Genomic DNA, 18,379 nt, shown 5'->3' with positions numbered 1-18,379 from the left:
TACACTCTACGTAGTGGGCAATCGGTCTATTGCATCCTATACTAATCATATAATCGGTCTACACATATCATTATAGTCCCAATTTTTTCATCAACGCATCTAATTTAGCTTTCATTTCTTCATTATCTTGAAGTACTTTATAATAGCTTGCTTTAATTTGTCTATTTTCTGCTTTCAATGCAGTTACTTCATCTTGCATTACATAAACAGAACTAATTGGACCTGCTTTATAACGGTCTGGAACAGCTCGTTCATCAGCAGAAGAACCAAATTTACGTGTAACACCAACACCCATCATATTATTGCCAGCACCAACGGATACACCGACATTGAACATAGTGCTTTCATTTGTATAATGGGACAAACCAATGGCTGCCGCTTGTGTGCCTCGATAAGATCCAATTGCTGCCATAATTTGTGTTGGTTCCAATGGATCATATTGTAATGGTTTAAGCATCGCCATAGCTGCTGCATTGGCACCGACATTTCTAACATTTCTATCAATCTTCATGATAGCAGTATCTGTCTTATTAACAACATCTTGTAAATCGCTAACTAGAGCGACTGTGTCTTTAGGCTTATTATTGTCATCCAAAACGACAAGTCGTCCATTATTAGTGCCCAATGTAACGCCAGGAATTGCTTTACCATCAGTACCTGTAGTGCCAGCAAAAGAAAGTGTACCGTTCTTGCCATTCATAGATACGGTTGTATTTCCTTTATCATCAGTAGCGTTGATCGTCTTAGCAGAAATAGCCCCCAATCCTGTAATGCCTTTGTCCTTCATATCAAGGCCTTTAGCATTTAGGACTGGTCCATTTTCAATTTGAATACCCGCCTCAGCAGCCTTACCAGTCATAGTAATACCATTAGTACCATTAATACCGATCGTACCATCCTTAGCTGGTTGACCATCTTTAGCATCTGTATGTCCAGTTATAGTGATTCCATCAGTACCATCAATACCTACTTTAGATTTACCATCTTTACCATCAACAGCGATTTTGCCATTAATGCCATCTTTACCGATACCAAGATGCAATTCATCACCCACAACCTTACCAGTAGGATCGGTAACTTGAGTGGCTGTCAAAATTGTTTCTTTTGGTTCTTTTTCATCAGTGCCTTTTTGTAAGACTAACCTACCTGTATCATCAGTACTTAAAGTAGTGACATTGCCTTTATCTGGGTCGCCGATAACCACTTTCTTTGTAGACACCTTATCTAATTTCTCAAGCGTTTTTGCTAATTTCACATGTAATTTACCATCATCAGTATTAGCAAAGACACCAATATTACCTTCTGTGAAATCTTTTTCTTTCTTGTCTTTAATATCACCAACGATGTCTACTTGGTTATTTAATTTCTTAGCCAATACTTTAGTGTCAGCATTATCACCAGCATATTTCATGCCGTCATCTAAGTTTGCCACTTGGTGTGTAATCGGTTTACCATCAGCATCTTTTTTATCTTTGCCATCTGGATCCTTTTCAGTGTACACAATGCGAGTTACATCAGTGCCGTCAATACCTGTCTTGCCATTGATGCCATCTTTGCCATCTTTACCATCAATATTTTTGCCAGCTTCACCACGAATACTGATACCATCTTTACCGTTTTCACCATTCAAACCGATGGAACCATCTTTACCATTAAGAACTACTGCCGAACCATCTTTACCATTGACGCCGATTGTACCATTTTGACCTTCCTTACCTGCCTTACCAGCAGATGGTTTTTCCGCTTTTTCTCCAACTGTAATAGAAGAGGATCCGGTTGTCAAAACTTCCTTAGTGTCAGTAGTATTGCCCTCTTTATCCTTAACTTCGAGAACTAATTTACCATCTTTACCTTTAAGTGCTACTGCGCCTTCACCTTTACCTACGGTAATACCGTCTGTTGCAGTAACTGTCTCAACTTTTACATCTTTATGTAACGCTACGGTTAACTTACCATTACCATCTGAGATAACACCAATATTATCGTTAGTGCCAACAAACTTAGTTTTACCATCGGATAATGTGGCTTCACCATCAGCATCATCACTAGCTTTTAAGCCTTGACCTACGATTTGGACAGTACTATTTAAGGTTTGTTTACTTACAGTTTTATTATTGCCTGCAAATTTCAAACCGTCAGTTAAGGTGGCTACTTGATGATCATTACCAGCTTCATCTTTATAGTTCAAGCGAGTCATCTTGTCGTTATCTGGATCACCATTGACATCAGTATTACCGGCAATCACGGTCATGTCCATGCTTGGTGTTTTACCATCATCACCTTTAGCGCCAGTTAAACCTAAATGACCAATGCCATCTTTACCGTTTAAACCGGCTATTGTAGGTGCTGGGTCACCCGGTTTACCAGGTTCGCCCTTGATGGAAAGTCCGTTTTTACCAGCTTCGCCTTCTAAGGTGATACCATCTTTACCGTCAATGCCTACGCCTGGTTTTCCATCTTTACCATTTACACCGATATGACCATTTTTACCATCTTTGCCATTTTCACCAGCTTCACCAAGGATAATGGTCGTTGTATTATTCTTCTCGGTGACTGTTAAGACTTCTCTTGGCGTATCAACACCAGCATTTTGTAACATTAACTTGCCATCATCGCTAGTTGTCAAGGTAGCTACTTTGCCTTGACCTTTGCCATTTTTATCAGGATCGCCCACAACAATTTTATTAGTTGCATTAACTATACCGCTTGTTACACTGTCTAATCCAGTAATATCTTTCGCTAATTTCACATGCAATTTGCCATCATAGGCGAAGACACCAATATTACCTGATATGAAATGGTTTACATCTTTGTCTTTAATATCACCAACGATGTCTACTTGGTTATTTAATTTCTTCTTTAATACGTTAGTGCCATCAGCCTTAGCGTTATCGCCAGCATATTTCATGCCATCCGTTAAGGTTGCCACTTGATGATCCTTACCAGCTTTATCTTTATAGTTCAAACGGGTAATTTTATCTGCCTCTTTAGTCGAATCACCATCGACATCAGTATTGCCTGTAATAGCGGTCATGTCGATGCTTGGTGTACCGTCTTTACCAGCTAATTCTAAATGACCAACACCGTCTTTACCGTTCAAGCCGGCCACTTGTGTTTTCCCGTCTTCGCCTTTGATGGAAACGCCATTTTTACCAGCTTCGCCGGTCATAGATATGCCATCAGTACCATTGATACCGATTGTGCCATCCTTGCCATTGTTACCATCTTCACCATTTGTATGGCCTGTTACCGTGATGCCGTCGGTACCATTAATACCTACAGTACCATTTTTACCGTCCTTGCCATCTTTGCCATTAGTACCAGTGACAGTCACACCTTTTTGACCGTCGATACCAACCTTAGATGTACCATCTTTACCATTAACACCGATGGTGCCATTAACGCCATCTGTACCATTTGGTGTAGTTGGTCCTTCGCCAAGCTTAATGATATCAGTAGGTGTCTTAGTGCCATCGCCATTATCTACCTCTTCTCTAGTGGCTGTCAAAATAGCTTCTTTTGGTGCAGTTTCATCAGTACCTTTTTGTAAGACTAACTTGCCTTCATCGTCAGTACTTAAAGTAGTCACCTTGCCTTTACCTTTGCCACCTTTATCTGGGTCGCCGATAACCACTTTCTTACTACCAATGCTATCGAGGTTTTTAACATTCTTCGACAAGGATACGGTTAATGTATCAGTGCCATTGGAGATAACACCGATATTATCGTCGGTACCTTCAAACTTAGTTTTCTTATCCGACAAGAATGCTTTTTGGTTTTTGTCTGTATCTTTGTCTGTACCTTTACCGTCATAGGTAGCGTCATCTGCACTAACAAGACCTTGACCAACAATCTTAACGGTACTATTTAATTGATGCTTATTTACCGCCGAGTTGTTGCCAGTGAATTTCAAGCCATCCTCCAAGGTTGCTACTTGATGAGGGTTATTATTTTCGTCTACATATTGTAACCGTGTAATACCATCTTTACCATCAACGCCAGCCTTCCCTTTAATAGCGGTCATGTCGATACTTGGTGATTTACCATCATCACCTTTAGCGCCAGTTAAGCCTAAATGACCAATGCCATCTTTACCGTTCAAACCGGCTATTGTAGGTGCTGGTTCACCGTTTTTACCAGGTTCGCCCTTGATAGAAACGCCGTTTTTACCAGCTTCGCCTTCTAAGGTGATACCATCTTTACCGTCAATACCTACGCCTGGTTTTCCATCTTTACCATTTACACCGATATGACCGTTTTTACCATCTTTACCAGCTTTACCAGCTTCACCAAGGATAATGGTCGTTGTATTATTCGTCTCGGTGACTGTTAAGACTTCTCTTGGCTTATCAGCGTCAGCATTTTGTAACATTAACTTGCCATCATTGCTAGTTGTCAAGGTAGCTACTTTGCCTTTACCTTTGCCACCTTTATCTGGATCGCCCACAACAATTTCATTAGTTGCCTTAACTTTGCCGGCTGTTACACTGTCTAATCCAGTAATATCTTTCGCTAATTTCACATGTAATTTGCCATCAGTAGTATTAGCAAAGACACCAATATTAGCTGATGTGAAGTCAGCTTCTGTTTTAGTAGCGCCAATATCACCAACGATGTCCACTTGGCTATTTAACTTCTTAGCCAATACTTTAGTGTTAGCGTTATCACCAGCATATTTCATGCCGTCATCTAAGGTTGCTACTTGATGATCCTTACCAGCTTTATCTTTATAGTTCAAACGGGTAATTTTATCTGCCTCTTTAGTCGAATCACCATCGACATCAGTATCACCTGTAATCGCGGTCATGTCGATGCTTGGTGTACCGCCTTTACCAGCTAATTCTAAATGACCAATGCCATCCTTACCGTTCAAGCCAGCCACTTGTGTTTTACCGTCTTCGCCTTTGATGGAAACGCCATTTTGAGCAGCTTCGCCGGTCATAGATATGCCATCAGTACCATTGATACCGATTGTGCCATCCTTGCCATTGTTACCATCTTCACCATTTGTATGGCCTGTTACCGTGATGCCGTCGGTACCATTAATACCTACAGTACCATTTTTACCGTCCTTGCCATCTTTGCCATTAGTACCAGTGACAGTCACACCTTTTTGACCGTCGATACCAACCTTAGATGTACCATCTTTACCATTAACACCGATGGTGCCATTAACGCCATCTGTACCATTTGGTGTAGTTGGTCCTTCGCCAAGCTTAATGATATCAGTAGGTGTCTTAGTGCCATCGCCATTATCTACCTCTTCTCTAGTGGCTGTCAAAATAGCTTCTTTTGGTGCAGTTTCATCAGTACCTTTTTGTAAGACTAACTTGCCTTCATCGTCAGTACTTAAAGTAGTCACCTTGCCTTTACCTTTGCCACCTTTATCTGGGTCGCCGATAACCACTTTCTTACTACCAATGCTATCGAGGTTTTTAACATTCTTCGACAAGGATACGGTTAATGTATCAGTGCCATTGGAGATAACACCGATATTATCGTCGGTACCTTCAAACTTAGTTTTCTTATCCGACAAGAATGCTTTTTGGTTTTTGTCTGTATCTGTGTCTGTGCCTTTACCGTCATAGGTAGCGTCATCTGCACTAACAAGGCCTTGACCAACAATCTTAACGGTACTATTTAATTTGTGTGCATTCACCGCCAAGTTGTTGCCAATGAATTTCAAGCCGTCATCCAAGGTTGCTACTTCATGAGCTGTTTTATTTTCGTCTACATATTGTAACCGTGTAATACCATCTTTACCATCAACGCCAGCCTTCCCTTTAATAGCGGTCATGTCGATGCTTGGTGTTTTACCATCTTCACCTTTATCGCCAGTTAAGCCTAAGTGACCAATGCCATCTTTACCGTTCAAGCCAGCCACTTGTGTTTTACCGTCTTCGCCCTTGATGGAAACGCCATTTTGAGCAGCTTCGCCGGTCATAGATATGCCATCAGTACCATTGATACCGATTGTGCCATCCTTGCCATTGTTACCATCTTCACCATTTGTATGGCCTGTTACCGTGATGCCGTCGGTACCATTAATACCTACAGTACCATTTTTACCGTCCTTGCCATCTTTGCCATTAGTACCAGTGACAGTCACACCTTTTTGACCGTCGATACCAACCTTAGATGTACCATCTTTACCATTAACACCGATGGTGCCATTAACGCCATCTGTACCATTTGGTGTAGTTGGTCCTTCGCCAAGCTTAATGATATCAGTAGGTGTCTTAGTGCCATCGCCATTATCTACCTCTTCTCTAGTGGCTGTCAAAATAGCTTCTTTTGGTGCAGTTTCATCAGTACCTTTTTGTAAGACTAACTTGCCTTCATCGTCAGTACTTAAAGTAGTCACCTTGCCTTTACCTTTGCCACCTTTATCTGGGTCGCCGATAACCACTTTCTTACTACCAATGCTATCGAGGTTTTTAACATTCTTCGACAAGGATACGGTTAATGTATCAGTGCCATTGGAGATAACACCGATATTATCGTCGGTACCTTCAAACTTAGTTTTCTTATCCGACAAGAATGCTTTTTGGTTTTTGTCTGTATCTTTGTCTGTACCTTTACCGTCATAGGTAGCGTCATCTGCACTAACAAGACCTTGACCAACAATCTTAACGGTACTATTTAATTCATGCTTATTCACCGCCAAATTGTTGCCAATGAATTTCAAGCCGTCATCCAAGGTTGCTACTTCATGAGTGTTATCATTTTCGTCTTTATATTGTAACCGTGTAATACCATCTTTACCATTAACGCCAGCAGCCCCTTTAATAGCGGTCATGTCGATACTTGGTGCTTTACCGTCAGCACCTTTAGCGCCAGTTAAGCCTAAGTGACCAATGCCGTCTTTACCGTTCAAGCCGGCTATTGTAGGTGCTGGGTCACCCGGTTTACCAGGTTCGCCCTTGATGGAAAGTCCCTTTTCACCAGCTTCGCCTTTTAAGGTGATACCATCTTTACCGTCAATACCTACACCAGACTTACCATCTTTACCATCAACGCCGATATGACCATCTTTACCATCTTTACCTGCTACGCCTACAGTAATTGTATCTGCGCTTTGGTCTCTCGTAGCCGAGATTTTAACTTTGCCACCATCGTTAGCAATTTGTACGTTTTCACCAGCTTCAAATTCAAGGACATTCGCTGCTGTATCAGTATCTGTTGGTTTTTTCAATGTTTTAACATCAGTTCCATCAGCTTTTACTTGAATGGTTTGTAACGCATTTTGACCCGCCTGTGATGAGTTTGATAATTCCGACTGAGTAACTACTTTGTTACCATCGTCTGCTTTTGGGGTACCAATGTAGAGACCACCTTTTTTATTCGTCAAGGTAATTGGTTTCTTCTTATCTGGATCTTGCGGAGTATCGCTATCTTCCAAGGTAAGCGTATTCGCTTTAATATCTTTCGCTAATTTCACATGTAATTTGCCATCAGTAGTGTTAGCAAAGACACCAATATTACCTTCTGTAAAGTCATCTACTGTTTTATTCTCGCCAATATCACCAACGATGTCCACTTGGTTATTTAACTTCTTCTTTAATACGTTAGTGCCATCAGCCTTAGCGTTATCGCCAGCATATTTCATGCCATCCGTTAAGGTTGCCACTTGATGATCCTTACCAGCTTTATCTTTATAGTTCAAACGGGTAATTTTATCTGCCTCTTTAGTCGAATCACCATCGACATCAGTATTGCCTGTAATAGCGGTCATGTCGATGCTTGGTGTACCGTCTTTACCAGCTAATTCTAAATGACCAACACCGTCTTTACCGTTCAAGCCGGCCACTTGTGTTTTCCCGTCTTCGCCTTTGATGGAAACGCCATTTTTACCAGCTTCGCCGGTCATAGATATGCCATCAGTACCATTGATACCGATTGTGCCATCCTTGCCATTGTTACCATCTTCACCATTTGTATGGCCTGTTACCGTGATGCCGTCGGTACCATTAATACCTACAGTACCATTTTTACCGTCCTTGCCATCTTTGCCATTAGTACCAGTGACAGTCACACCTTTTTGACCGTCGATACCAACCTTAGATGTACCATCTTTACCATTAACACCGATGGTGCCATTAACGCCATCTGTACCATTTGGTGTAGTTGGTCCTTCGCCAAGCTTAATGATATCAGTAGGTGTCTTAGTGCCATCGCCATTATCTACCTCTTCTCTAGTGGCTGTCAAAATAGCTTCTTTTGGTGCAGTTTCATCAGTACCTTTTTGTAAGACTAACTTGCCTTCATCGTCAGTACTTAAAGTAGTCACCTTGCCTTTACCTTTGCCACCTTTATCTGGGTCGCCGATAACCACTTTCTTACTACCAATGCTATCGAGGTTTTTAACATTCTTCGACAAGGATACGGTTAATGTATCAGTGCCATTGGAGATAACACCGATATTATCGTCGGTACCTTCAAACTTAGTTTTCTTATCCGACAAGAATGCTTTTTGGTTTTTGTCTGTATCTTTGTCTGTACCTTTACCGTCATAGGTAGCGTCATCTGCACTAACAAGACCTTGACCAACAATCTTAACGGTACTATTTAATTGATGCTTATTTACCGCCGAGTTGTTGCCAGTGAATTTCAAGCCATCCTCCAAGGTTGCTACTTGATGAGGGTTATTATTTTCGTCTACATATTGTAACCGTGTAATACCATCTTTACCATCAACGCCAGCCTTCCCTTTAATAGCGGTCATGTCGATACTTGGTGATTTACCATCATCACCTTTAGCGCCAGTTAAGCCTAAGTGACCAATGCCATCATTACCGTTCAAACCGGCAATGGATTTGCCGTCTTTGCCAGGAATAGAAAGACCATTTTTGGTAATGTTAGTAATTTCAGTATTGATATCTTTAATACTTTTATTATTACTAATATCAAGGTTTTCGCCTAGTTTAGCATTCGCTGTCACGGTAACGGTTGGAGCCGCTGCATCACCGCCTACGGTTACATCGATTTTATCTTTTTCTCCTAAGAATTGAATCGTAGGATGGGATGTTTTGGTTAAGCTTATATTCTTTGTATTCGTATTATCTTTATCACTGATGGAGAAGTTAGCCGATATGTTCTCGATTGGTGTCGAGTTACTATTGATATTACTAATAATGTCTCCTTCGATTGCTTTCGCCAATTCCGCTTTATTAATACCGTAAGTAATCTTGTTACCAGCACGAGTAACGGTTAAGCCTTTTGATGCGTCTGCAGTAGCTACATCAAAGATAACATCGTTATTGGTATTGTCAATGGTTTGACCTTTTTTTGCTTCTTCACTAGCATCTGAAGACGCTTTCAATACCCAGGACGCCATTTTACCATCTAACGCAGTTTTTACGGTAGCGCCAGTTACGAGGTTCGCATTCGTTGCTTTGTCGTCGATAGTACCACCGCCAAGTTTAGCTATCCAGTTTGCTTTCGCTGCATCATCAATGTTCTTTGCATCTTTATCAGCTTTCTTGGAAAGATCACCACCGCTTTGTGCAGTGATATCATCAATTCTACTATTGATATTCGTAATGCTTGTATTACCAGCTAAATCAATTTTACTACCATCAATGCCGTAGGTAATCTTATTGCCAGCTTTACTAACGGTTAAACCTGCATCAGCTTTTTCTACGGCAAATTCAACGGTTGGTGCAGCCTTAGCATTAAGGACTACCGCACTAGAGTCTTCGCCAACTTTTAGATTGAAACCAGCTGTTAAGTTATTATTTAAGTTCGTAACATTTGTTTTAAGAGTAGTAATATCCCCCGCATTTTGTGTCACTTGCTCTGCTATCGGATGTACATAGTTGTATACAGTTTCACCAGTGACAATGCCTGTGTCCTTATCAGCAATTTTACCATCTTTTGCAACTGTTACTGTGAATGTTTTGATATGGCTATCTTTATCCGTTGCAGATGTTACGGTAGCGCCACCTGCACCTGTTACATCTACTAAGCCCGTAATGACATCTTTACCAGCATCATCAATATTGCTTAATGTAGTATTCGCCTTACCAGCCATATCGGTAGTATAGGTCACAGTATCTACTTTACCAGCCATGCCGGTAGTGTAGGTAGTCGTATCTACTTTTTTATCTAACGCAGCTTTTACGGTAGCGCCAGTTACAAGGTTCGCATTCGTTGCTTTCTCGTCGATGGTACCATCGCCAAGTTTAGCTATCCAGCTTGCTTTCGCTTTATCATCAATGTTGGTTGCATTTTTATCAGCTTTATTGGAAAGTGCGCCATCAGTCTTGGTAATGTTAGTAATTGCAGTATTGATATCTTTAACACTTTTATTATTACTAATATCAAGGTTTTCGCCTAGTTTAGCATTCGCTGTCACGGTAACGGTTGGAGCCGCTGCATCACCGCCTACGGTTACATCGATTTTATCTTTTTCTCCTAAGAATTGAATCGTAGGATGGGATGTTTTGGTTAAGCTTATATTCTTTGTATTCGTATTATCTTTATCACTGATGGAGAAGTTAGCCGATATGTTCTCGATTGGTGTCGAGTTACTATTGATATTACTAATAATGTCTCCTTCGATTGCTTTCGCCAATTCCGCTTTATTAATACCGTAAGTAATCTTGTTACCAGCACGAGTAACGGTTAAGCCTTTTGATGCGTCTGCAGTAGCTACATCAAAGATAACATCGTTATTGGTATTGTCAATGGTTTGACCTTTTTTTGCTTCTTCACTAGCATCTGAAGACGCTTTCAATACCCAGGACGCCATTTTACCATCTAACGCAGTTTTTACGGTAGCGCCAGTTACGAGGTTCGCATTCGTTGCTTTGTCGTCGATAGTACCACCGCCAAGTTTAGCTATCCAGTTTGCTTTCGCTGCATCATCAATGTTCTTTGCATCTTTATCAGCTTTCTTGGAAAGATCACCACCGCTTTGTGCAGTGATATCATCAATTCTACTATTGATATTCGTAATGCTTGTATTACCAGCTAAATCAATTTTACTACCATCAATGCCGTAGGTAATCTTATTGCCAGCTTTACTAACGGTTAAACCTGCATCAGCTTTTTCTACGGCAAATTCAACGGTTGGTGCAGCCTTAGCATTAAGGACTACCGCACTAGAGTCTTCGCCAACTTTTAGATTGAAACCAGCTGTTAAGTTATTATTTAAGTTCGTAACATTTGTTTTAAGAGTAGTAATATCCCCCGCATTTTGTGTCACTTGCTCTGCTATCGGATGTACATAGTTGTATACAGTTTCACCAGTGACAATGCCTGTGTCCTTATCAGCAATTTTACCATCTTTTGCAACTGTTACTGTGAATGTTTTGATATGGCTATCTTTATCCGTTGCAGATGTTACGGTAGCGCCACCTGCACCTGTTACATCTACTAAGCCCGTAATGACATCTTTACCAGCATCATCAATATTGCTTAATGTAGTATTCGCCTTACCAGCCATATCGGTAGTATAGGTCACAGTATCTACTTTACCAGCCATGCCGGTAGTGTAGGTAGTCGTATCTACTTTTTTATCTAACGCAGCTTTTACGGTAGCGCCAGTTACAAGGTTCGCATTCGTTGCTTTCTCGTCGATGGTACCATCGCCAAGTTTAGCTATCCAGCTTGCTTTCGCTTTATCATCAATGTTGGTTGCATTTTTATCAGCTTTATTGGAAAGTGCGCCATCAGTCTTGGTAATGTTAGTAATTGCAGTATTGATATCTTTAACACTTTTATTATTACTAATATCAAGGTTTTCGCCTAGTTTAGCATTCGCTGTCACGGTAACGGTTGGAGCCGCTGCATCACCGCCTACGGTTACATCGATTTTATCTTTTTCTCCTAAGAATTGAATCGTAGGATGGGATGTTTTGGTTAAGCTTATATTCTTTGTATTCGTATTATCTTTATCACTGATGGAGAAGTTAGCCGATATGTTCTCGATTGGTGTCGAGTTACTATTGATATTACTAATAATGTCTCCTTCGATTGCTTTCGCCAATTCCCCTTTATTAATACCGTAAGTAATCTTGTTACCAGCACGAGTAACGGTCAAGCCTTTTGATGCGTCTTCAGTAGCTACATCAAAGATAACATCGTTATTGGTATTATCAATTGTTTTACCTTTTTTTGCTTCTTCATCTTTTGCATTAGCATCCGAAGACGCTTTCAATACCCAAGATGCCATTTTACCATCTAACTCGCTAGATAGGGTTGAATCCAATTTAGCTTTTGTAATGCTTTGATCTTTAATGTTGATAGTAAGATTGTCACCTACAAGTTTTCCAGCACCTTGAATGTCAAGGGTGGTAGAAGTAAGGTTGCCCTTTTTCACTTTACCAGTTACATAGGTTTCATTAACAGTCGTATTAATTTGTTCTCCTGCTAAATTCTTGATTACAGTTTTACCCGCATCATCAATATTGTCCAATGCAATATTCGCTTTACCAGTCATACCAGTAGTATAAGTAGTCGTATCTACTTTACCAGCCATGCCAGTAGTGTAGGTAGTCGTATCTACTTTATCATCTAATGCTTTTTTTACAGTGCCACCAGTGACAATGCCTGTGTCATCATCAGCGATTTTACCATCTTTTGCGACTGTTACAGTGAATGTTTTCTTGCGTCCAGTTGTATCCACAGCAGATGTTACGGTAGCGCCACCTGCGCCTTTGACGTCCACTAAGCCCGTAATGACATCTTTACCAGCATCAGTAATATTATCCAATGCAGTATTCGCCTTACCAGTCATACCAGTATTGTAGGTCGCAGTATCTACTTTACCAGCCATACCAGTAGTGTAGGTCGAAGTATCTACTTTACTAGCCATGCCAGTATTGTAGGTAGTCGTATCTACTTTTTTATCTAACGCAGCTTTTACGGTAGCGCCAGTTACGAGGTTCGCATCGTTTTTACCGCCGATGGTACCTGTACCGAGTGCTGTAGTCCAGTTAGCCACATTAATATTGCTAGCATTTTCTTGCAAGCCGTACAGTTGTTTACCTGTAACAGCGTCGGTGCTATCAGCACTCAATGCACCATCCGCCATGCCAGTAATCGATTGGCTACCCATCGTGATGCCTGTATTCGAAAGAGTAACAGTTTTATTATCTTTAGAAAGTTTGATTTCTTCTAAATTAGCTAATTTCTTAGCGAGTTTTACGTTCAATGTAGGTGGATTACCATCTTTAGCACTAGCTGCAACGACACCAATATTACCTTCCGACAACTCAGCATCTTTCGCCGTATTCCCCTTAATGTTCAATTGAACACCTTTTGGGCTTGGTGTAACGGCAATTTTGGGTTGGCTGCCAGTGTCACCAGCAATATTAAAACCAACGCTATCTAAGGCCGCTTTTACGGTACCACCAGTTACAAGGCCTGTATTATTATCAGCAATTTGCCCATCTTTCGCCACGTTAACGGTAAAAGTTTTCGTACGAGTATTGTTATCAGTTGTCGGTGTTACAGTCACTGCCCCCGTGCCGACTACATTCGTTAAGCCAGTAATTACATCTTTAGCGCCATTTGTGATATTTGTTAATCCTGTATCCGCCTTGCCATCTACTGTTTGCTGTAATTCGTACAGTTGTTTACCTGTCACGGCGTCGTTACTTGTCGCACTCAAGGTAGCATCTGCCATGTTGGTAATCTTGTTTTGGCCCATATCGATGCCATTACCCTTCAACTGGACTGTATAATCTTTCCCATCAATATTCTTCTTGAGTCCGATGCTTTCTAGGTTTGTAAGATTTTTTGCCAACCGCACTTGTGTAATTATCTTATCGTCATTTTGGTGTGGATCGTTATTCTTTTCACGACTTACAATGACACCGATATTCTTATCCTCCTTGGTGGTCAATTTGCTTGTATCAGATTCCCCACCTTGTACACCAAAGGCGATGATACCACGTTGGTTTGTCTTAGTGCCAATACCGACCCATGGATCTCCTCCACCGTCAGCAGTAATATTAAGCCCTAATTGAGTATTTACAGTAGTTTCCAAGTTTTCTGACTGTGTTTTCACCGCATATAGTTGTTTACCTGTTACGGCATCGGTACTATTAGCATTTAATGCACCTTCCGCCATGCCAGTAATCTTTTGACCACCCATATTGATGCCTGAACTACCCAATCTTACCGTATTACCATCTTTCGATAATTCGATGCTTTCTAGGCCCGTCATATTCTTCTTAAGTGTAAGAATAAGACCTTTTTCCTTCGTGCCCTTTTTCTTATCTATGTCAAAATCGTGTCCAAAAACGCCGATATTCCCTTCAGCGAATTCACTCCTTGGATCACTGTTATAGCCTTCAGATTTTCCTTTAATAAGTATCCGTGCTGAATCATCTTGTTTTACACCCACTGTAGGCGTACCGCCCCACTCAGGATCGAAATGGAATTTAAGCCCTTTATTAAGTACATCGTTTAATTTAGTATCCACCTTGGTGTCAACGCTAGCACCCAATCGTTTTAATTGTGCCACGTTCACCGCATCGGTGTCTTCTGTACCGCCAGCAACGTTGATGATTTGGCGTGCTACCTTTCCATTACCGATGGATAGAGCGGCACCGCTCGATTTCATAGCTCGTAAGCCACCTTCTGCCTGTTTCGCTTCACCATCATTAGCAAAGGCTCTATTTGTTTTTGGGTCGTAGGCAAATTGTCCCTTATCGCGATCGGCTAGTGCATCGGTACCGAGGGCAATACCGCCCTTAATGTTTTGTGGTACATGGCTGTTCTTGCCGATGGCAATACCGTCATCCCCTAATGCCAATGCTTTATATCCGATAGCGATAGCATCCTTACCTTGGGCCCCGTCATTTAAATAGTTCGTAGCACCCAACTTTTTCAAGTCATCTGGACTCAATGATTTTTTCAAGGTATCCTTTAAGAGTTCTTTTTTACGGGTGGACAACACGGTCAACGCCTGTTCGATATTGGTTTTATCTTTAAACTTAGGGTCTATCTTCTGTAACTCTGCCAACAAGGCATCTACATCGTTAATACCAGCTAGTCCAGTCGATTGAATGCCGTATGCATTCTCTCTATTATCCGCTAATTTTTTAACCTCATTCTGGATACGTTGTTTGAAGTCGTTATCGATGCGTTCGCCGCCTCTTTCCTTCAACATGATTTCCAATTGTTTTGTGCGGTAATGAACGTATTTACGATAGTCGATATCTTTTCGTTGCAATGGAAGTACATCCTTTGCATCGCCCTTATTTTTTTCGATGGATGTGTAGGCAAATGGATTGGCCACATCATCATTGGGTAGGTTATTGGTAAAGCGATCTTCGATACTCCGCAATTGGGATACGTTAACTGCATCGGTATCACGATACCCGGCCGCTACGTTGGCGATACGACGTTCTTGTCCAACGGAACCAACGGATACGATGCCCACTTGTGTGGACGATGGAAAGGAAATTGCCCCACGTGGTACCCAGCCATCTTTTTCTAGATCTTCCTTCGTATAGTCCGTACGGCTGTTAACACCGATGGCGATGGAGTTTTCTAGGTTTGCATAAGATTTGACACCGATGGCCATACTATTTTTAGCTGTTGCAATCGCTTCCATACCGATGGCGGTGGCGTTATCCCCCGATGTATAGGTCATATGACCAATACCGAGAGAATTGGTTCCCATTCCTAGGGACAAAGACCCCATTACCATGGAATTATCCCCCTCAGCATAGGCCCGTCGACCGATGGCGATGGCGTTAGTGGCCCCTTCTTGTTTGCCATTAATCATAACGGTGGATTGCTTTTTTGCATATTCCACATGACGTTGTAAGTCAGCACCAACGACTTCGCCTATTTGACGGTTCTGGTTCTCCGCCCATTCTTCCTTCAATTTATCTAAATAGGTAAGCCGATCTTCTGTCGTCTCTAGCGATGTACCAGACACTCTAGTAGGGTTCGTTGCCACACGATAGGTTAGTACCTTTTCTAATATATTCTTAGAATCTTGGGTCAATTCGACGTTCGCACCAACAGAGTGCCCAATAGCGATGGAATTATCCCCCACCGCTTTTGCGTCATACCCGTAGGCAACAGATCCTTGTTTATCGGAATAGGATAGATTACCAACGGCTAGACCGTTTTTCGCCATAACACGGCTTAACTCGCCCAGGGCCATCCCACCTGGTGCATGATAGGATACGTAGGAACGCACACCAATTGCTGTGGAGTGTTCACCCAAGGCAAAGGCCAATGCCCCTACTGCGGTAGACGCATTACCATACCCAACCGCACGGGCACCGATAGCGATGGATACTTGTCCACGTGCATAGTTTGGTGACCATACGCGGCGGTCAACGACACCTGGGGTGAGCGCATATTTACTATCAAATAGTTCGGCATCACTCTTCGTCTTACGCAAATCTGCAAATATTTTATTGATAGTTTCTATCGGATATCTATCGGCAAACTCTCCGCCTTTCATGGCATCTGGCTGTCCATCATCACTACCGATAGCAATCGATGCATACCCAGTAGCCTTTGAGTCTGTCCCGACGGCAGTTGCTTGATTACCAGCAATGGTATTAGCGCCAATAGCTACCCCTTGATCCGCTGTTACCTTTGCAAGTCCACCAACTGCTAGCGCATCAGCTCCCTTTGCATAGGATCCATACCCCAAAGCAGTTGCCTTTGACCCATCAGCCGTGGATCCATAACCAAACGTACTGGCACCAAATCCAAGATTGTAAAATTTAGCACCCAGTGACGTTCTAAATTTTAGACCATCATCTATTTGTCTTCCAAACGTATCCACCCCAGTAATAAGCCCAAATCGTTTATCGATGCGGCCCCAACTAGACATAAGCCCAAAGGTCCCATAGTCCATATTAGTCGGTTTTGGCTGATCATTATCATTACCCCATTGTTTCCTATTATTACGCATATCCTCTTCGAGAGCCTGTGGGTCGTAGACTGCCATGTAGCGATCAGCCGCCTCTACCGTCTGCAACGCGCCTCCTCCAACGAGGCACAAAGTGGCCACTGCCAAGATAGCCGCACGATGGCGTGCTAGACCAGTCGTATTCGTACTTTTCCCCTCTCGTTTTGCAATTTCTGACACGACCACATAACAATGTTTTACGCGACTCCAGATAACTTTATAAATCTTATTCATGTTTCATACTCTTTTATTCTGTATGAGAATTGACCACAACGTTTATATGTCTTCATCAGTGGCGGTCACCACGGATGTTAAATACTCTTTAAAACTTGGTCCAAGGATTTCATTGCGCAATCCGTATTCTACGGTAGCTTTTAAAAATCCTAGTCGATCGCCGATATCGTAACGCACGCCTTCATAGGCCATGGCATACATGGGTGTATCCATCGCCGCCAGCGCATCGGTTAATTGAATTTCATTGCCCGCGCCCGGTTCTGTTACCGCTAATCGATCAAACACATCGGGGGTCAGTATATAGCGACCCACCACCGCCAAGTTCGACGGTGCTGATTCGGCAGGCGGTTTTTCCACCAAGCCTTCTACGCGATACACCGTTTCGCTAATCGGTGTCCCCGACACGATACCGTAGGAGCTCACTTTATCAGGCGGTACAAACTGTGCCCCCAACACGCTCCCCTCATGGGTATGAGCGCATTCAATCAATTGTTGTAAACACGGTTTTTCCGGATGGTAGACAATGTCATCACCGAGTAATACGGCAAATGGTTCATCGCCTACAAAGGCCTTCGCACATAGTACGGCGTCGCCGAGTCCTTTTGGTGCTTTTTGGCGAATAAAATGGACCTTCACGTCCGCCAAGCCACGCACCATGGCCAGTTGTGTTTTTTTGCCTTGCCCTTGCAAGAGTTGTTCTAGTTCTACACTGGTATCAAAATGATCCTCGATGGCCCGCTTATTACGGCCCGTAATAATCAAGATGTCTTCAATCCCCGAGGCTAAGGCTTCCTCAATGATGAATTGAATGGCCGGCGTATCTACAATGGGCAACATTTCTTTCGGTTGCGCCTTGGTGGCTGGTAGAAAACGCGTACCAAAACCTGCGGCGGGAATCACTGCTTTTCTAATCGGTTTCATATGTCATCCTATTCTATTCATAGTATACTTTTTCACTACACATTCATTGTCTAGATATCCTCTTACTAACGATGTCCCTATGTACCACCCTTTCCCGTCTAGCAAGGGCACATCTAGTAGGTGGTTTCCCAACACCTACTAGTGCGCCTTACATGTCGTCACATAATTAAACACTAATATTATATATATATATATATATACGTCAATTACACTATTTATATTAATTTAGCAATGTACTATATCAATATTGCATAAATCGAGATTCTATCCATCATGGTATACAACGCACATATGGCACAGCAGTTACAAGCTGTGCCATATGTGTGCCTC

2 protein-coding genes are annotated in these 18,379 nt (G+C 42.0%); both read right to left on the bottom strand.

Features of this window, described 5'->3' with window-relative positions; translation table 11 throughout:
* Window positions 1-70: 70 nt before the first annotated feature.
* The gene (locus P6940_RS04380) at window positions 71-17,128 is read right to left on the bottom strand and encodes an ESPR-type extended signal peptide-containing protein (RefSeq protein WP_277293308.1); all 17,058 of its coding nucleotides are present in this window, start codon (window positions 17,126-17,128) and stop codon (window positions 71-73) included.
* 42 nt (window positions 17,129-17,170) lie between these two features.
* Window positions 17,171-18,049, bottom strand: coding sequence for a UTP--glucose-1-phosphate uridylyltransferase GalU (gene galU, locus P6940_RS04375; RefSeq protein WP_277293307.1), 879 nt, complete (start codon window positions 18,047-18,049; stop codon window positions 17,171-17,173).
* Between the last annotated feature and the right edge of the window lie 330 nt (window positions 18,050-18,379).

The sequence above is a fragment of the Veillonella montpellierensis genome, assembly GCF_947090115.1.
In the GTDB taxonomy this organism is placed as follows: domain Bacteria; phylum Bacillota; class Negativicutes; order Veillonellales; family Veillonellaceae; genus Veillonella; species Veillonella montpellierensis.
Note: the sequence above shows the minus strand (reverse complement) of the source record. Positions and strands in the feature narration are given on the sequence as shown.